Source organism: Ramlibacter sp. (assembly GCF_035554825.1).
Taxonomy (GTDB): domain Bacteria; phylum Pseudomonadota; class Gammaproteobacteria; order Burkholderiales; family Burkholderiaceae_C; genus Ramlibacter.
This window is the reverse complement of sequence record NZ_DATMHS010000077.1, coordinates 1-16906: the sequence shown is the minus strand read 5'-3', so window position 1 is coordinate 16906 and position 16906 is coordinate 1. Positions and strand designations below refer to the sequence as shown.

The following is a 16906-nucleotide window of genomic DNA, read 5'->3' as shown; positions in this document are numbered from 1 at the left end:
ACGCCATGCACCTTGCCAAGAACCGCCGCGAACTCGTGGACCAGCTGCAGCAGGCCGCCGCGCCCGCACCCGGCCGCAGCCCCTGGCGCGACGCCCGCACCCGTTTCATGCGCAACCGGGCGGCGGTGGTCAGCTTGGCCGCCCTGCTGCTCATCGCCCTGGCCTGCATCGTCGGGCCGTTCCTGCTGCCGCACGAATTCGACTCCGCCGACTGGGACGCGATGAAGCTGCCGCCCACCTGGCAGAACATGCACTGGTGGGGCACCGACGAATCCGGGCGCGACTTGCTGGTGCGCTGCCTGATCGGCGGGCGCATCTCGCTGATGGTGGGCCTGCTCGCCACGCTGGCCTCGGTCGCCGTCGGCATCGCCTGGGGCGCGACGGCCGGCTTCCTCGGCGGCAAGGTCGACAGCTTCATGATGCGGATCGTCGACATGATGTACGCGATTCCCTACCTGCTGATCGCGATCCTGCTGGTGACGATCCTCGGCCGCGAGTTCTACCTGGTGGTGCTCGCGATCACCGCGTTCTCCTGGATGGACATGGCCCGCGTGGTGCGCGGCCAGACGCTGTCGCTGCGCAACATGGAGTTCGTGGAGGCGGCGCGCTCGATCGGCGTGCCCACGCGCCGCATCATCTTCTCCCACGTGGTGCCGAACCTGCTGGGCGTGGTCGTGATCTACACCACGGTCACGGTGCCGGCCGTGATCCTGACCGAGTCCGTGCTGTCGTTCCTCGGCCTGGGCATCCAGGAGCCGATGACCAGCTGGGGCGTGCTGATCGAGGACGGCACCAAGGTGATGGAAGTGGCGCCCTGGATGCTGCTGTTCCCCGGCGCGCTGCTGTCGGTCACCCTCTACTGCTTCAACTTCATCGGCGACGGCCTGCGCGACGCATTCGACCCCAAGGAACGCCTCGCATGACGTCCCGCCAGCCAACCGGAGCACTGCTCGAGGTGGACGACCTCTGCGTGCGCTTCAAGACCGAGGACGGGGAAGTCACCGCCGTCAACGGCCTGTCGTTCCAGCTCCAGCGCGGGCAGACCCTGGGCATCGTCGGCGAAAGCGGTTCCGGCAAGAGCCAGAGCATGTTGTCCCTCATGGGACTGCTGGCGGCCAATGGCCGCGCGAGCGGCCGCGCCCTGTTCCAGGGCAACGACCTGCTGGCGATGCCGACGGCCGCCCTCAACCGCATTCGCGGCGACCGGGTGGCCATGATCTTCCAGGACCCGATGACGTCGCTCAATCCGTACCTCACGATCGAGCGGCAGATGACCGAGGTGCTGGAGCTGCACAAGGGCATGTCGCGCGCGGCGGCCCGCGCCCGCGCGATCGAGGCGCTCGACGCCGTGCGCATTCCCGATGCCGCCCGCCGCATCCGCCGCTATCCGCACGAGTTCTCGGGCGGCATGCGCCAGCGGATCATGATCGCGATGGCGCTGATGTGCGAGCCGGACGTGCTGATCGCCGACGAGCCGACCACGGCCCTGGACGTCACGGTGCAGGCCCAGATCATCGCGCTGCTGCGCGACCTGCAGCGCGATTTCGGCACCGCCATCATCCTGATCACCCACGACCTGGGCGTGGTCGCCGGGCTGTGCGACGAGGTGATGGTGCTGTACGGCGGCCGCATCATGGAGCGCGGCAACGCCGAAAGCATCTTCTACCGCCCGACCCACCCGTACACGCTGGGGCTGCTGGGCGCCGTGCCCCGGCTCGACCACGAAGGCGAGCGCCTGGTGGCCATTCCGGGCGTGCCGCCCAACATGGCGCACCTGCCGGCCGGCTGCCCGTTCAGCGAGCGCTGCGGCTTCGTCCTGGCGCGCTGCGCCACCGAACGGCCGCCGCTGGCGGCGGCGGCGCACGACCGCGCCGTGCTGCGGGCCTGCCATGTGGAGGCCGGCCTGGTCGCCGCGCAGGCCATGGGGGTGCGGCCATGACCGCCCCGCTGCTGTCGGTGCGCGACCTGCACGTGCATTTCAAGGTGCGCGGCGAAGGCCTGCTCTTTCCGGCGCACCGCACGCTCAAGGCGGTGAACGGCGTCAGCTTCGATCTGCAGCCGGGCGAAACGCTGGGGATCGTCGGCGAGTCCGGTTGCGGCAAGTCCACCCTCGCGCGCGCCCTCCTCAACCTGATTCCGGCCACTTCGGGCCAGATCGCGTGGCTGGGCCAGGACATGCGCGGCGCGGGTGCCGAGGGCTGGCAGCAGGTGCGCCGCCACGTGCAGATGGTGTTCCAGGATCCGCTCGCCTCGCTCAATCCGCGGATGAACATCGCGCAGATCATCGGCGAGCCGCTGCGCACGCACCAGCCCCAGCTGGCCGGAGCCGAGGTGCTGCGCCGGGTCAAGGAGATGCTGGTCAAGGTCGGCCTGTCGGAGGCCCACCTGTACCGCTATCCGCACGAATTCTCCGGCGGCCAGTGCCAACGCATCGGGATCGCCCGCGCGCTGATCCTGAAGCCGCGCCTGATCGTGTGCGACGAGCCGGTGTCGGCGCTCGACGTCTCGATCCAGGCCCAGGTCATCAACCTGCTGCAGGACCTGCAGCAGGAAATGCAGCTGGCGCTGATCTTCATCGCCCACGACCTGGCCGTGGTCAAGCACGTGAGCCAGCGCATCCTGGTGATGTACCTGGGGCGCACCATGGAGCTCGCGCCCAAGCAGGCGCTGTACGCCGATCCCAAGCATCCCTACACGCGGGCGCTGCTGTCGGCCGTGCCGCTGGCCGACCCGCGCCGCGAGCGGGCCAAGTCGATCGAGCTGCTCTCGGGCGACCTGCCGTCGCCGCTCGACCCGCCGTCGGGCTGCGTGTTCCGCACGCGCTGCCCGCACGCGTTCGCGCGCTGCCCGGTCGAAGTGCCGCCGCTGCTGGCGACCGGCAGCCCCTCCCAGGCCGCCTGCTGGCTCTACGCCGGCACCGAAGGAGCCGCTCTTCGACACGCCGGCTGAACGCGCCGCCCGGAGCCGCGCCGCGCCGCTGCGGCGCGTGCTGGCCCGGCTGGTGCCGGCCGGCGACCTGCTGCGCGAGCGGCTGTACCGCCGGTTGTGGACCTCGATCCTGATCAGCAGCTTCGGCGGACAGATCACGATGCTGGCGCTGCCGCTGACCGCGGCGGTGCTGCTGCACGCCACGCCGACGCAGATGGGGCGCCTCACGGCGATGGAACTGGCGCCCTTCGTGCTGTTTTCGCTGCCCTCCGGCGTCTGGCTGGACCGCGTGCGCAAGCTGCCGGTCTACGTCACGGGCGAACTGCTGATCGCGCTGGTGCTGGCCAGCGTGCCGGCGGCATGGGCGCTCGGCGTGCTCGACATGGGCTACCTGTACGGCGTCGCCTTCGTGATCGGCTGCGTGTTCGTGACCGCCGGCAGCGCCGCCCAGATCGTGCTGACGCAGGTGGTGCCGCGCGCCCGGCTGGTCGAAGCGCACGCCAAGAACGCGCTCGCCAGTTCGGCCGCCGAGGTCGCCGGGCCGGGCGCCGCCGGCGCGCTGATCCGGCTGGCGGGCGCGCCGCTGGCGCTGCTGGCCGACGCGTTGCTGCTGCTGGTGAGCGTCTTCATCCTGCGCGGACTGAAGGTCCACGAGAACCCGTCGGCGACCGCGCCGCGCGCGTTCTGGCGCGCGCTGGCCGACGGCCTGCGTTTCGTGCGCAGCCAGCGGCTGCTGCTGGTCATGGCGCTGCTGGTGGGGATCTGGCAAATGAGCCATCAAGCGGCGCTGGTGGTGCAGATCCTGTATGCCACGCGCGAGCTGGCGCTCACCGAGGGCCAGGTCGGCCTGTGCTATGTCGGCGTGGGCGTGGGCACGGTCACCGCCAGCGCCCTGGGCCACCGGCTCTCCGGCCGCCTCGGCGTGGGTCCGTGCCTGCTGCTCGGCCTGGCCCTGTGCGGGGCCGGCTGGCTGCAGCTCGCGCTGGCGCCGGCCGGGCGCTGGGGCGTCGCGTCGTTCGTGTTGATGCTGGTGGGCTTCGGTGCCGGCGCGGTGCTCATCTTCATCAACTTCCTGGCGTTGCGGCAGGCGGTGACGCCCGAGCCCCTGCTGGGCCGCATGACCAGCACAATGCGCTGGCTGATCCTGCTGCCGGGCCTGCCCGGCGCATTGCTGGGCGGCTGGCTGGGCGAGACCCTCGGCTTGCGCTGGGCCCTGGCGGCGGCCGGGGCCGGGGCCCTGGCCCTGGCCTTCGCCGGCTGGCGGTGGACGCTGTTGCGCCCGCTGCGGCGCCTGCCGGAGTTGCCGGCGGCGGGCCACGGTCCGAGCTAGCGTCCCCCGCCTGCGGCAGCGTTCGCGTCGCGCGGCACGCCGCTGACCGGCCGGCCGACCCGCGTGGGCGACCAGTGCACGCCCGCGGCCGCGCTGTCCGCAGGCGCCACGCGAGGTGGGGCCACGGGCCCTGCCGGCGGTTGGATTCCCGGCTGGCCCAAGGTCAGGCGGAAGACCGCTCCTTCCCCCGGGGCGCCCTCGGCCCAGATCTGGCCGCCGTGGGCGGCGACGACGCGCTGGGCGATGCACAGGCCGATGCCGGTCCCGCTGAACTCGTTCTCGCTGTGCAGGCGTCCGAAGGGAACGAACAGGTTGTGCGCGTATTCCATGTCGAACCCGGCGCCGTCGTCCCGGACGAAGAACACGGCACCGTCCGGGTCATGGGCGCACCCCACCGTGATGCGAGCGCATGGTTGGCGGGACGTGAATTTCCAGGCGTTCGCCAGCAGATTGTCGAAGACGTGGCGCAACAGCTCGCGGTCGGCGACCGCGCGCATTCCCGGCTGGATCTCCACCGTGACCTCGCGCTCCGGCTCGACGTTGCGCAGCGCGGCGACCACGTCGAGGCACATCGCCGTCACGTCGCACACCCGCCGTTGGACGCCACCCTCGGTCACCCGGGCCAGGCGCAGGAGCGAGGCGATGGTGGTGTCCATGCGCCGGCTGGCCGCGTGCGCCCGCCTGAGCAACTGGCGCGAGCGATCCTGGAGCGTCGCCCCCTCGTCCTTGAGGACCTTGCCCACGAAGCCGACCACGGCGGCGGCAGGCGCCCTCAGATCATGCGACACGCTCTGGGCGAAGGTCTGGAGATCGCGATTGGCCGCCTGCAGCTGCCTGGTGCGGCGCTGCAACCGCTCGATCAGCTCGTGCCGCTGGGTGTCGTCGTGCGCGATTGCATAGAATTCCTGGACCGTGTCGGACCACACGAGCGACAGGAGCGCGGGCGTCACCTTGCCGTCCGCGCGCAGCAGCTGGATCTCGTGCCCTTCCAGTGGCGTGCCGGCGCGAACCTCCTCGAGCAGGCTGCGCGCTGTCGGTCTGCGTTCGGGCGGGACCCAGTCCAGAACGCTCTTGCCGACCAGTTCCTCCGGCCGGAACCCGAGCAGCTTCTCGCACGCGCGGCTGACGCGGCGGACGCTGAAATCCGCGTCGAACACGGCGATCAGGTGCAGCGAGTTGTCGGTGATCCGGTCCAGGTCTTCGTGGGTCCGGCGCAGTTCGCGTTCGCTGGCCGCGATGCGCGCCGCCGCCCGCCGCACGGTCAGGACCCAGCCGAGCAGGAGCGCGACGATGAGCAGCGCCCCCGCCGCGCCCCAGGAGACCCACCCCGGCACCCGGGCGTCGCGCGCGTCGCTTCTTTCGAGCTTTTGCAGTGCCTGGTAGTAAAACGAGCTCGGGTCGGTCTTGAGCAGCAGCAGGTGAACGTCGAGTGCGTCGAGCAGGCGTTCGGCGGCCGGATCGCGCTTGCCGGCATAGCGGAAGCCGTAGGGCGCCAGCAGGACCGGGGTGGCCCGCAGCCCCAGGTCGCGCGCGTAAATGGCTCCCGAAAAGCCATTGCACAGGACGGCATCGGCGCGGCCCGCCGCCACCGCCCGGAAACCATCGGCCACGTCGTCGTATTCGATCAGTTGCGCGGCCGAGCCGCCTTCCGACGTTCGCTGCAACAGGGTTCGCTGCAGGATGCTCCCCTTGATCAGCGCAACCTTCTTGCCGGCCAGGCCCTGGACGGTCCCGATGGTGCTGGAGCGCTTCACGTAGATGCGGCCCCACGAGGTCGCCAGCGTCTCGCGGGTGAACGTCAGCGCGTCCTCGCGCGCCCGTGCATAGGGCGTCGCCGGCATGATGTCGACCTCGCCCGCCTCGAGCCGCTGGAGTCCCTGCGCATAGGTGCCGGGCACGTATCGGACATCCCAGCCTTCGTGCGCCGCCGTGTCGTGCAGCACCTCCATGAAGATGCCGCCGGCATGGCCTGCCTTCACGTCATAGGTGATCAGCGGCGGATTGTTGAAGACGGCGACCCGCACCGTCGGTGCCGCGAGCAGGGGACCGGCAGCCGCGAACAGCAGGAGGAGAGCGACGGAGCGCACAAACTTCGACATCCGGTCGATCTCGCGTGGCGAATGGTGAAACGAATGCATTTGTAGCCGGGGTCGCCTGCCGGGGCCTGACAAATCGCAAAGGCGCGCGTCGCGTTGTCGCGTTCGATCGACGGGCGCGCGCAAAAAGACACGGCGCGCCCCCGGAAATGGCCAATCTGCACGATGCGGGCTGTTCCGGCCCGCAGCCGCAGGCGTTGCCCGGGACGGCACCGCAACGGCTCGGAGCGACGAAAAAAAAACCACCGCCGAAGCGGTGGTTTCGTGTCTGGGGACAGCGGCGAACGCCGCTGTGCCGATCAGAACTTGTGGCGGATGCCGATGCGGAAGAAGCGGCCGATCGCGCCGGAGTAGTCCAGCGGGTTGTAGCCGATCGCGCCGTAGGTTTCGAAGTCAGCCGGCGGCTTGTTGTCGAACACGTTCTGGATCGAACCGAAGATCTCGGTGTTCTGGCGGAATTTCCACGCCGCCGACAGGTCCAGGGTCGTGAACGCCTTCACCTTGCAGCCGCCGGGGAAGTCCGTGCCGTCCGCCAGCGTCTGGGCGCAGGAAGTGTCGGCCTTCTCGAACTTGTTGGACATGCTGCCACGGTAGTTGACGTTCGCGCCAAGACGCCAGGCGCCCATTTCCCAGGTGCCGGTCAGCTGGATGCGGTCGCGCGGCGAGCCGATGCAGTTCGTGATGTTGCAGTCACCATGGGTGCCAGCGTAGTCATGAACGGTGCCGCTCGCTTCGGTCACGCGCTGCGTCAGCAGGTGGGTCCAGGTCAGGCCGGTGGTGAAGCGGCCGTAGCCGTTGCCCAGGTCCCAACGATGGCGCGCTTCCAGGTCGATACCGCGGGTCAGGCTTTCGGCGGAGTTCTGGAACACCACGAAGCCGGACAGGATCGCACCCGGGTCACCGGGGGTGACCGCGGTGGCCGGGTCGCGCGTCACGCGGCCGGCGTCGACGGCGGCTTGCGGATCCTCGATCACCGGCAGGCCGCGGCGCTTGATCTGCCAGGCGTCCACGGTCAGGCTCGTCTTGGGCGTGATGTCCCACACCGCGCCCAGGGTCCAGCTCTTGGACTTTTCCGGCTCCAGGCTGGGGTTGCCGCGCTGGACGAACGTGGGGGCCACGCCCTTGCACAGCGCATCCGGCACGCCGGCGGCGCAACGGGCGTTGTCGTCCACCGTGGCGCCACCGAAGGCAGCCATCGACGAAGCGCTGTTCTCGGTCGAGGACGGGGCGCGGAAGCCTTCGGCGAAGGTGCCGCGCAGCGCCAGGTTGGGCAGGGCCTTGAACTTGGCGCCGATCTTCGGGGTCACCGAGTTGCCGGCGTCCGAGTAGCGGTCATAGCGCAGCGCGCCGTTCAGCTCCAGCTTCTTGGTGACCGGCAGCAGCACTTCGCCGTACGTGGCGACGATGTTGCGATCGCCGCTGTAGGTGGTGAGCGACAGGCCGATGAAGTTGCCCAGGCCGGTGTACAGCGGCAGGCTGTTCGCCTCGTGGCGAGCTTCCAGGCCGAACGCGACGCCGATCGGGCCGCCGTCGAGCTTGCCCAGCTCGCGCGACACCTTCAGGTCGGCCCCGTAGGTGCGCGAGAAGCCGCTGCGTTCCTGGTTCTGCAGCAGGGCGCGGTACATCTCGGGCGAGTTCAGCGAGGCGTTCTCGCCGATGCGCCAGAAGGTGCCGGCCGGCAGCGCCGCATAGGCGGGGCTGAAGGCGCGTGCGGCAGCGACGTTGGCGGCGGTCGGGTTCAGCAGGGCGTCGGCGACGCGCCAGTTGATCCGGTTCTCCGACGTGTCGGTCTGCTTGGCTTCCGAGTAGTGGATCGCGGTGTCGTAGTCCCACGCGGCGACCGTGCCCTTCAGGCCGGCGACCAGTCGCGTGGAGTGGCTCTTGGAGCTGACGACGCCGGGGCCCAGGTCGAACACGGGGTTGTACTGCAGGCGCGCGGCGGTGCCGAAGTACGGGTTGTCCGGGTGCGTGGCGCCGAGCTGGGCGACCGCGGTCCGGGAGATCACGTTGCCTTCGGGCGTGAAGAAACCGCCGCTCGGCGCCAGCGGCAGGCCGGTGACGCGCGACTCGGAGGTGTAGTAGCCGACTTCCGCGAACGCTTCCATGTTCGCGTTGATCTGCTTGGTGAAGCGACCGAAGAAGTTGGACGTCTGGTGCTCGGGCTGGATCTGGCCCACCTGGCGCCACACGTCGCTCAGGCAACCGCCGGCCGGGTTGTTCTGCGGCAGGTTGGCGTTGGCGTTGCAGTAGGCCTGCGCGCCCGGGAAGGTGCGGGTGAAGCCCACGCCGGCGGCGTCGCCGCGGCTGTAGTAGTTCAGCGTGCTGGGGTTGCGAACGTTGCCGATGAACGACGGCGCGGCGCTGTTGTTGATCCGGCCGGCGGCATTGTTGGCCGTCGGGATCCAGCCGTTGCCGCCCGCACGCGGGATGTTGTTGGTCGGGCCGGTGTTCGGGTTGAAGCCCCAGCCCTGGCCGATGGCCGACACGCCCACCGGACCGCGGCCGTCGCGGTCACGGTAGTAGATCGGGTCCTTCTTGCCGAACTCGGCGTTCAGCAGCAGGTTCCAGCCGTTCTTGTCCAGGTCGCCCATGCCATGGGTGATGGCGATGCGCGGCTCGTTGCCGTCGCCTTCCTGCGACACGCCGTAGGTGGCCTTGACGACCGTGCCCACGAAGTTCTTCTTCAGGATGATGTTGACCACGCCGGCCACGGCGTCCGAGCCGTAGATCGACGAGGCGCCGTCCTTCAGCACTTCGACGCGCTCGACGGCTTCCAGCGGGATCTGGTTCAGGTCGACGTAGGTGCGCTGCGCATCGTCGGCCAGCACGGCGGACGAGACGCGGCGGCCGTTGATCAGGACCAGGGTGGCGTTGGCGCCCAGGCCGCGCAGGGAGATGCCCGAAGACGTGGCGCCGGAGAAGCCGCGGCCATACGTGAACGGAACGGAACCCTGGGCGTCGGCGGTCAGCGTCTGCAGGTATTCGGCGACGGTGCCCTTGCCCGACTGGTCGATCTCCTGCTTGGTGATCACCTGCACCGGCGAGGCGGTCTCGGCGTCGGTGCGCTTGATGTTCGAGCCGGTGATCTCGACCCGGCCGAGGGACGAAGAGCTCTGCTGGGCCATGGCCTGATGGGCCATCATCATCGAGGCGGTGCCGCAGGTCGCGGCGATCAGGGCACGGAAGATGACCGTGTGCCTGAACTTGTGTCTGTCTTTGTTCAAGGTTCTTCTCCAGGGCGGTTGCTGGTTATTCAGGCCCGGCGTTACTGCTTGACCCGGCAATTGGCAGGGTCGGCGGCCAGCAACGGAAAACCGCCTCCCTCGTGCAGTGTGCATTTCTACACAAGCGGTGACACCGCGTCACCCCGGCGAAACCCGGCCCGAGCCCCTTTGTTGTCCAAATACATCAGACCTGAAGCATCGGCCGGGGCGCGGTCATTCGATCTTGAATACGAATTCCTGCGTCGCCAGCACGTCGCCGGCGCCGCTGACGCAGCGGTACTGCATCATGGCGTCGCGCACCGCCTCGTGATAGACGCGCGGACCGGACAGGATCGTCACCTGCTTGACGGCGCCGTCGCGGATCAGGGCCTGCGCCTTCACGATGCCCTCGGTGCCCTCGCGCAATGCCTTGCGCGGCATCTCGGGCTTGACCTGCGTCGGGCAGGCCACGCCCATGTCCTGGCGGGCCGGGCCCGGCGGCGCCGCCGGCGGCGCGGGCGGCGGGGGCGGCGCGATCACCGGCGCGGTCAGCGGCGGGGTCGGCACCGACTGCACCGCCACCGCGGACGGTGACGGCGGGGGCGCCACCTCGGGCGGCGGCACGTACGGCGGCGGCGGGGCCACCACCTTGGGCGCGACCGGTTTGGGCGGTTCGATCTTCTTGGGCGGCGGCGGGGGCGGCGGCGGGATGATCACTTCCTGGATCACGGCCGCTTCCATCGGCTTCTTGATCAGCTCCAGGCCCTTGCGGGCGGTGCCGCTGATCAGGGCCCAGCCGATGAGGGCATGCACCCCCACGACGACGCCCCAGCCGACAGCCTTGCGCTTCGGGTCGTTGCCGCGATAGCGGCGGCGTTGGATGGCGGTGCTCATTGGACGAACTGCTCGCTGCCGATCACGGCGACCTTGTTCAGGCCCTTGCGCTTGGTGGTGGACAGCACGTTGGCGAACACCGCGTACTGGCACAGCTTGTTGGGCCGCAGGTGGATTTCCGGCGGCACCGGCTGCTGCGCGACCAGGCTCATCTTCTGATCGAGCTCCTCGGCGCTGACCGGCAGGCCCTGCCAGTAGACGACGCTCTTTTCGTCGATGTCGATCTGCACCTTCTCGGGCTTGATCAGGTTGTCGGGCGGCACGCCGACCGGCATTTCCAGGTTGACGGCGTGCAGCTGGATCGGGATGGTGATGATCAGCATGACGAGCAGCACCAGCATCACGTCGATGAGGGGCGTGGTGTTGATGTCCATCATCACTTCGGGATCGCCCTTGCCAAAACGCCGGGATTTGAGGCCCATGTGCGTCTTCCTTGTACTTAGCTTCGCCCCGCGGGGCTTCAGCCGCCCAGTGGCGGCGGTTCGGTGATGAAGGCGACCTTGGTGATGCCGGCCCGCTGGCACGCGTACATGACGCGGCCGATGCCGTCGTAGCGGGCGCTCAGGTCGCCCCGGATCTGCACTTCGGGCTGCGGCTTCATCTGGGAGACGGCCTTGAGCTTCACCACCAGGGCGTCGGCGTTGGCGACCCTGGCGTCGTACCAGAAGATGCCGCCGGTCTTGTCGACCGAAATGATGATGTTCTCGGGCTTGGTCTCGCGCACCTCGACCCGCTCCTTCGGCAGCTGGAGCGGGATCGACGTGGTGACGACCGGAATCGTGATCAGGAAGATGATCAGCAGCACCAGCATCACGTCCACCAGGGGCGTGGTGTTGATGTTGGAGATGACTTCGTCCTCGTCCCCGCTGGACGGGCCGACGGCCATGGCCATGGCGGTCTCCTTGCCGGCCGCTTACGCGGCCTTCCCGGCCGAGCCGAGAATCACCGCATTGAGTTCATCGCTGAACTCGCGCACTTCGTCCATCACCGCCTTGTTGCGGCGGGCCAGCCAGTTGTAGCCGAGCACCGCGGGGATCGCCACCGCCAGGCCGATGGCCGTCATGATCAGCGCCTCGCCCACGGGGCCGGCCACCTTGTCGATGGAAGCCTGGCCGGAGATGCCGATCGCCGTCAGCGCGTGATAGATCCCCCACACGGTGCCGAACAGGCCGACGAACGGCGAGGTGGAACCGACGGTGGCCAGGAATGCCAGGCCGCCCTGGGTCGTGGCGTGCACCCGGTCGACCGCGCTGGTGATGCTCATGGGAATCCACTCGGCCATCGGGATATGGCTCTTGAGGCCGCCGTGGTCGCTGGTCGCCTGCACGCCGCTCTCGGCGATGAAGCGATACGCGCTGTTCTTCTCGAGGCTGTTCGCGCCGGCGCTGACCGAGGGCGCGGCCCAGAACTTCTCGTCCATCGTGCGGGCGTGGCGCTGCATCTTCGCCTGCTCCAGCAGCTTGGTGATCATGATGTACCAGCTGCCCACGCTCATGATCGCGAGCAGGATCAGGACGCCGCGCGCGATGTTGTCGGAGCCCTTCCAGAGCGCCTCAAGGCCGTACGGGTTCTCGACGCTGTCGCCGTTCTTCTTGGCGGCGGGAGCGGCGGGCGCGGGGGCGGCCGGCGCGGGGGTGGCGGATACGGGGGCGGGGGCCGCTGCGGCACTGGCCGCGGGGGCAGCAGGCGTCTGCGCCTGGGCCGACACGGCGCCCAGCACGAAGGCAGCCGGCAGGAGGACGGCGGCGGCGGCGCGGAGGAGGGAGGCCTTGAGAGGGATCTGCAAGATGAATCCTTTGTGTGTCGATGCAGAAGGTGGTTGTATGCGCGCTGCTTGTGGCACCGCGACGCAACAGACGAGTATAAGTTCGGGATTTTTTGTAACCGAGGGGGATTACCACCGAGGCGCAAGGGCGCCGGATCAGGTATACCGTTGAAGTGTCAAATACCGGCGCGCGGCCGCGGTCCCTGCGCCCGCCGGACCGGCTCGCGACTCGACGCTATAATCGCTGCTTCACGAAAATGCCGGTGTAGCTCAGTCGGTAGAGCAGCTCATTCGTAATGAGAAGGTCGGGTGTTCGAATCATCTCTCCGGCACCACTCACAAAGCCCCCTGGCTGTCACGGTCAGGGGGCTTTTCTACGGCGCTGGCGCGTAGCTCCTCGGATTTTCGGCCGACCGGCCGAACCCTCGATCGCACCCGCCTTCGTCGGAACCGAATCGTCTTGAGGCCGCGGGCCACGGGAGCACGTCCACTCGCGCCGGAGCCCGGGTTTGCCCTGGCCGGCGCCGCCGCGGAGCCCCTCCGCCCATAGGAAAACGCCTTATCCCGCCGAGGCGAATGACGGAAGCGTGGGCGCGGCGCACGGGCAAGACTGCGCACAAGCAGTTTCTTCACTTCCATGTCCGTCGCCACGCTCTTTCACTGGGCCCGCCGCACGCCCGCGTTCGCTGCGCGCTCCTGGCTGCCTTCCCGGGCGGAGGTGGAACCGCCGGCGGACGACGGCATGGTGTACCGGCTCAAGCACTGGCCCGACCTGCCGAGCGCCAGCCGCACCGCCGACATCTACCGCGTGCTGTCGATGATGAGCCACCGGCCGGTGACCCGGCGCTGGATGTCGACCCACACCAAGCTGGAACTCGCGCAGATCGACCAGCTGCTGACACTGCTGGTGCGCCGCGGCGACGTCGAGGTGATCGACACCGCCACCTTCAAGGCCGCCTAGGCGCGGGCCTCGCGGCCGTCGGCCGGCTCGGTCGCCGCCAGCTGCCGGGCCAGCACCCGGTCGATGCGCTTGCCTTCCAGCGCCACCACCTCGAACTGCCACTCGCCGCACTCGATGCGCTCCCCCGCCGCCGGCAGGCTGCCCGAGACCGACATCAGCAAGCCCGCGACCGTGTTGTAGCGGCCCCGCTCCTCTTCGGGCAGGTCGCGGATGTCCAGGCGCGACTTCAGCTCCGAGATCGGCATCGTGCCATCGAGTTCCCAGGCGCCATCCTCCAGGCGCCGGGCCCAGGCGTCGGCCTGGGCACTGGGCTGCAGCTCGCCGGTGATCGCCTCCAGCAGGTCGTGCGGCGTCATCACACCCTGCACGACGCCGTACTCGTCGACCACGAACACCATCCGCCCCGACTTCTGCCGGAACTGCTCCAGCAGCTCCATGCCGGAAAGCGTCTCGGGCACGAACACCGCGGGCGACGCCAGCGACTCGACGCGCGACGCGTCCTCGGCGCCCAGCGCCAGCAGCCGCGCGACGCTGACCACCCCGACCACGTCGTCGAGCGAGCCGCGGCACACCGGATACCAGGAGTGGGCGCCGTCGCGGCCCACCTGGCGCAGGCACTCGCCGGTGCTCAGGCCGGCATCGAGCCAGCGGATCTCGGCGCGCGGCACCATCATCGACGTGAGCGGCCGGTCGTCGAGGTGGAACACGTTCTGCACCATCTGGTGTTCGTGCTCCTCGATCACGCCGGCGTCCACACCCTCCTCCAGGCTGTGCGCGATCTCCTCCTCGGTCATGCCGCGGGCGCGGGTGAGGTCGATCGGCAGCACCTTCAGCACGGCCACCGTCGAGGCCGACAGCAGCTTGACGAAAGGCCCGGCGGCGCGCGCCAGCCAGCCCATGGGCCGCGCCAGCCAGCGCGACACCGCTTCCGGATAGATCTGCCCGATCCGCTTGGGCACGAGCTCGCCGAAGATGATCGTGACGTAGGTGATCGCCGTGACGACGATGGCGGTGGCGAGATAGGACGAGGGACGCGCGCCGATGCCGACGCTTTGCAGCCACTTTCCCAGCGACTCGCTGAAGGCGGCCTCGCCCACGATGCCATTGAGCATGCCGATCGAGGTGATGCCGACCTGCACGGTCGACAGGAAGCGGGTCGGCTGCTCCATCAGCTTGAGCGCCGCGCCGGCGCCGTGGTCGCCCGCCTCCGCCAGCGCCGCGAGCCGCGCCTTGCGGCTCGAGGCCAGCGCCATCTCCGACATCGCGAAAATCCCGTTCAGCACCGTCAGCAGCGCGATCAGCAGGATTTCCATGGATCAAGGAGAGAATCGAACACCATGGCACTTTACTTGATCGGGGATGTGCAGGGCTGCGATACGGCGCTGCAGCGGCTGCTGGACAAGCTCGACTTTTCGCCCAGCCGGGACCACCTGTACCTGCTGGGCGACCTGGTCAACCGCGGTCCGGCCTCGTCGGCCGTCCTGCGCCGGGTCATGGGCTACGCAGCGGCGGCCACGTCGCTGCTGGGCAACCACGACCTGAGCCTGCTGGCCATCGCGCATGGCCAGCGGCCGCCGCATCGCAACGACACGCTGGACGAGGTGCTGCTGGCGCCGGACCGCGAGGCGATGCTGGAGTGGCTGCGCTGCCAGCGCCTGGCCGTGCAGGCGCACGGGCTGCTGATGGTGCACGGCGGCGTGCTGCCGCAGTGGGACGTGGCGCAGACGCTGGCGCTCGCCGGCGAGGTGGAAGCCGTGCTGCGCGGCCCGCAGCTGGTGGACTTCCTGTCGCGGATGTACGGCAACCAGCCGGATCGCTGGGACGACGCGCTGGCCGGCGCGCAGCGCCTGCGCGTGATCGTCAATGCGCTCACGCGGCTGCGCTTTTGCACGCCGGACGGCGTGATGGAACTGCGCGCCTCGGGCGGCCTGCGCGAGGCGCCGCCGGGCACGCTGCCGTGGTTCGACGTGCCGGGCCGGCGCACCGCCACGGCCACGATCGCGTTCGGTCACTGGTCGACGCTGGGATTCCTGCGCCGGCCGGACATCATCGCGCTGGACACGGGCTGCGTCTGGGGCGGCTGCCTCAGCGCGCTGCGGCTCGATCGCGCCGAAGGCCGGCACGAGTTGATCCAGGTCCAGTGCGAGCAGGCGCGGGTGCCAGGCGAGTGAGCGCTGGCCGCGCCTCCGCTGCCGTCACCCCGCCTTGAACAGCGCCGCCACCTTGCGCTTCGGCTTGATGTTCGACGAGACCCGGCTGGCGTTGGCCGGCGGCGCGGCCGCCTCCCAGCTCGGCGCGGCGGCGGTCGCCGGCGGCTGGTACGGCTGGTCGAAGAACGGGTCCTTCGGCGGCGCCGGCGGCCGGTAGTCGCGGCGGCCGGCCTCGCGCCGACCGTCCAGCGCATCACGCGGATCGCCCAGCTCGCCGGCCTCGCGCCAGGTGCGGCGGCCGTCGTTGATGCGGCCGCGCGGCCGGTCGTCCTCGAATTCGATCGGCTCGAGCTCGATCTTGCGTTTGAGCAGCTTCTCGATGTCGGCCACCAGCCGGGTGTCGCTGCCGGAGACGAAGGTCACGGCCAGGCCGGTCGCGCCGGCGCGACCGGTGCGGCCGATGCGGTGCACATAGTCCTCGGCGTTGAACGGCACGTCGAAGTTGAAGACCGCCGGCACGTCCTTGATGTCCAGGCCGCGGGCCGCCACGTCGGTGGCCACCAGCAGGTCCACCTTGGCCTGCTTGAAGGCGTCCAGCGACTTGAGCCGCTCGTCCTGGCTCTTGTCGCCGTGCAGCGCCGTCGTGTTCAGGCCGTCGCGCTCCAGCGAACGCGCCAGCCGCGCGCAGCCGAGCTTGCTGTTGACGAACACGAACGCCTGCGACAGGCCGCGCTGGCGAATGATCTGCTTGAGCGCGCGCCGCTTGTCGTCGTCCTCGACCCGGTAGAAGTGCTGCTCCACCGTCGAGGCCTCCTGGTTCGGCCGCGCCACCTCGATGGTGACCGGGTCGTTGAGGTAGCTGTTGGCGAGCCGCTTGATCTCGGGCGAGAACGTCGCCGAGAACAACAGCGTCGTGCGCTGCTTGGGCAGGAACGACAGGATGCGCTGCAGGTCCGGCAGGAAGCCGATGTCGAGCATCCGGTCGGCCTCGTCCAGCACCACGTACTCCACCTGGTTCAGGACGGCGTTCTTGGCCTCGATGTGATCGAGCAGCCGCCCCGGCGTCGCCACCAGCACCTCGACGCCCTTCTTCAATTCGGCCGTCTGCGGCTTCATGTCGATGCCGCCGAACACCACCGTGCTGCGCAGGCTGGTGTGCTTGGCATAGAGCTTGATCTGCTGCGCGACCTGGTCGGCCAGCTCGCGCGTGGGCAGCAGCACCAGCGCGCGCACCGGGTGCCGCGCCGGCGAGGTCGACGTGTTCTCGTGCTTCATCAGCCGCTGCAGCAGGGGCAGCGCGAACGCGGCGGTCTTGCCGGTGCCCGTCTGGGCGGCCCCCATCACATCCTTGCCCGTGAGAACCACGGGAATGGCCTGCGCCTGGATCGGGGTCATCTGCTCGTAGCCCATCTCGGCCACGGCGCGGGCCAGCGGCTCGGCCAGCTGGAGGGTCTTGAACGAACTAGGCATCAACCGCGTATTGTCCCACGGCGGAAAAACCCCCGACGGGCGCGCCCCTGCAGCGCTGCCGCGGTCATGGCCGGCGGCGGCGCCCCGACCCCCACGCCGTCAGAGGCTA

14 protein-coding genes and 1 tRNA gene are annotated in these 16906 nt (G+C 69.5%); 7 read left to right on the top strand and 8 right to left on the bottom strand.

The genetic code is table 11. The annotated features are described in order from the left end of the window. Positions 1-5: 5 nt before the first annotated feature. The 4 genes from VNT59_RS09405 to VNT59_RS09390 are packed head-to-tail and all read left to right on the top strand — an operon-like array spanning position 6 to position 4258. Positions 6-923, top strand: a complete 918-nt coding sequence (locus VNT59_RS09405; RefSeq protein ID WP_325498073.1) for an ABC transporter permease — start codon at positions 6-8, stop codon at positions 921-923. After that, complete coding sequence (locus tag VNT59_RS09400; protein ID WP_325498072.1) at positions 920-1939, top strand: oligopeptide/dipeptide ABC transporter ATP-binding protein; 1020 nt, start codon at positions 920-922, stop codon at positions 1937-1939. The genes VNT59_RS09405 and VNT59_RS09400 overlap by 4 nt, the downstream gene beginning before the upstream one ends. Then, positions 1936-2949, top strand: a complete 1014-nt coding sequence (locus tag VNT59_RS09395; protein ID WP_325498071.1) for an oligopeptide/dipeptide ABC transporter ATP-binding protein — start codon at positions 1936-1938, stop codon at positions 2947-2949. The genes VNT59_RS09400 and VNT59_RS09395 overlap by 4 nt, the downstream gene beginning before the upstream one ends. Before the next feature lie 37 nt (positions 2950-2986). Then, positions 2987-4258, top strand: coding sequence for an MFS transporter (locus tag VNT59_RS09390; protein ID WP_325498070.1), 1272 nt, complete (start codon positions 2987-2989; stop codon positions 4256-4258). Here the strand turns inward: VNT59_RS09390 and VNT59_RS09385 are convergent. The 6 genes from VNT59_RS09385 to VNT59_RS09360 form a co-directional block, all read right to left on the bottom strand. After that, positions 4255-6480 (bottom strand): ATP-binding protein, encoded by a 2226-nt coding sequence (locus tag VNT59_RS09385; protein ID WP_325498069.1) that lies wholly within the window; start codon positions 6478-6480, stop codon positions 4255-4257. The two genes, VNT59_RS09390 and VNT59_RS09385, sit on opposite strands and share 4 nt — an antisense overlap. 173 nt (positions 6481-6653) lie before the next feature. Next, positions 6654-9578 carry a TonB-dependent receptor gene (locus VNT59_RS09380; RefSeq protein WP_325498068.1) on the bottom strand — a complete coding sequence of 975 codons (2925 nt, stop codon included), beginning with the start codon at positions 9576-9578 and terminating at the stop codon, positions 6654-6656. 213 nt (positions 9579-9791) lie between these two features. Next, positions 9792-10451: an energy transducer TonB gene (locus VNT59_RS09375; protein ID WP_325498067.1), complete on the bottom strand. Its 660-nt coding sequence runs from the start codon at positions 10449-10451 to the stop codon at positions 9792-9794. After that, complete coding sequence (locus VNT59_RS09370; RefSeq protein ID WP_325498066.1) at positions 10448-10873, bottom strand: biopolymer transporter ExbD; 426 nt, start codon at positions 10871-10873, stop codon at positions 10448-10450. Before VNT59_RS09370 ends, VNT59_RS09375 begins: the two co-directional genes overlap by 4 nt. A gap of 38 nt (positions 10874-10911) precedes the next feature. Next, complete coding sequence (locus VNT59_RS09365; RefSeq protein ID WP_325498065.1) at positions 10912-11343, bottom strand: biopolymer transporter ExbD; 432 nt, start codon at positions 11341-11343, stop codon at positions 10912-10914. Positions 11344-11364: 21 nt separating this feature from the next. Next, complete coding sequence (locus VNT59_RS09360; RefSeq protein WP_414708372.1) at positions 11365-12237, bottom strand: MotA/TolQ/ExbB proton channel family protein; 873 nt, start codon at positions 12235-12237, stop codon at positions 11365-11367. 238 nt (positions 12238-12475) lie between these two features. On the opposite strand from VNT59_RS09360, the gene VNT59_RS09355 reads away from it, so the two are divergent. Both VNT59_RS09355 and VNT59_RS09350 read left to right on the top strand, forming a co-directional pair. Next, positions 12476-12551: transfer RNA gene (locus tag VNT59_RS09355), tRNA-Thr, on the top strand. A 302-nt stretch (positions 12552-12853) separates the two neighbouring features. After that, the gene (locus VNT59_RS09350; protein WP_325498064.1) at positions 12854-13177 is read left to right on the top strand and encodes a hypothetical protein; all 324 of its coding nucleotides are present in this window, start codon (positions 12854-12856) and stop codon (positions 13175-13177) included. On the opposite strand, the gene VNT59_RS09345 is transcribed toward VNT59_RS09350, so the two are convergent. Then, positions 13174-14490 (bottom strand): hemolysin family protein, encoded by a 1317-nt coding sequence (locus VNT59_RS09345; protein ID WP_325498063.1) that lies wholly within the window; start codon positions 14488-14490, stop codon positions 13174-13176. The genes VNT59_RS09350 and VNT59_RS09345 overlap by 4 nt on opposite strands. 24 nt (positions 14491-14514) lie before the next feature. On the opposite strand from VNT59_RS09345, the gene VNT59_RS09340 reads away from it, so the two are divergent. Further along, positions 14515-15348 (top strand): symmetrical bis(5'-nucleosyl)-tetraphosphatase, encoded by an 834-nt coding sequence (locus VNT59_RS09340; RefSeq protein WP_325498062.1) that lies wholly within the window; start codon positions 14515-14517, stop codon positions 15346-15348. 24 nt (positions 15349-15372) lie between these two features. On the opposite strand, the gene VNT59_RS09335 is transcribed toward VNT59_RS09340, so the two are convergent. Next, a complete protein-coding gene (locus VNT59_RS09335; RefSeq protein WP_325498061.1) occupies positions 15373-16797 on the bottom strand; it encodes a DEAD/DEAH box helicase in 1425 nt (474 codons plus the stop codon). Positions 16798-16906: the final 109 nt, after the last annotated feature.

What these genes read in the sequence shown, in the direction of transcription:
- VNT59_RS09405 (WP_325498073.1), top strand. Translation starts at nt 6, where the DNA reads ATGCACCTTGCCAAGAACCGCCGCGAACTCGTGGACCAGCTGCAGCAG.
- VNT59_RS09400 (WP_325498072.1), top strand. Translation starts at nt 920, where the DNA reads ATGACGTCCCGCCAGCCAACCGGAGCACTGCTCGAGGTGGACGACCTC.
- VNT59_RS09395 (WP_325498071.1), top strand. Translation starts at nt 1,936, where the DNA reads ATGACCGCCCCGCTGCTGTCGGTGCGCGACCTGCACGTGCATTTCAAG.
- VNT59_RS09375 (WP_325498067.1), bottom strand. Translation starts at nt 10,451, where the DNA reads ATGAGCACCGCCATCCAACGCCGCCGCTATCGCGGCAACGACCCGAAG.
- VNT59_RS09370 (WP_325498066.1), bottom strand. Translation starts at nt 10,873, where the DNA reads ATGGGCCTCAAATCCCGGCGTTTTGGCAAGGGCGATCCCGAAGTGATG.
- VNT59_RS09365 (WP_325498065.1), bottom strand. Translation starts at nt 11,343, where the DNA reads ATGGCCATGGCCGTCGGCCCGTCCAGCGGGGACGAGGACGAAGTCATC.
- VNT59_RS09350 (WP_325498064.1), top strand. Translation starts at nt 12,854, where the DNA reads ATGTCCGTCGCCACGCTCTTTCACTGGGCCCGCCGCACGCCCGCGTTC.
- VNT59_RS09345 (WP_325498063.1), bottom strand. Translation starts at nt 14,490, where the DNA reads ATGGAAATCCTGCTGATCGCGCTGCTGACGGTGCTGAACGGGATTTTC.
- VNT59_RS09340 (WP_325498062.1), top strand. Translation starts at nt 14,515, where the DNA reads ATGGCACTTTACTTGATCGGGGATGTGCAGGGCTGCGATACGGCGCTG.
- VNT59_RS09335 (WP_325498061.1), bottom strand. Translation starts at nt 16,797, where the DNA reads ATGCCTAGTTCGTTCAAGACCCTCCAGCTGGCCGAGCCGCTGGCCCGC.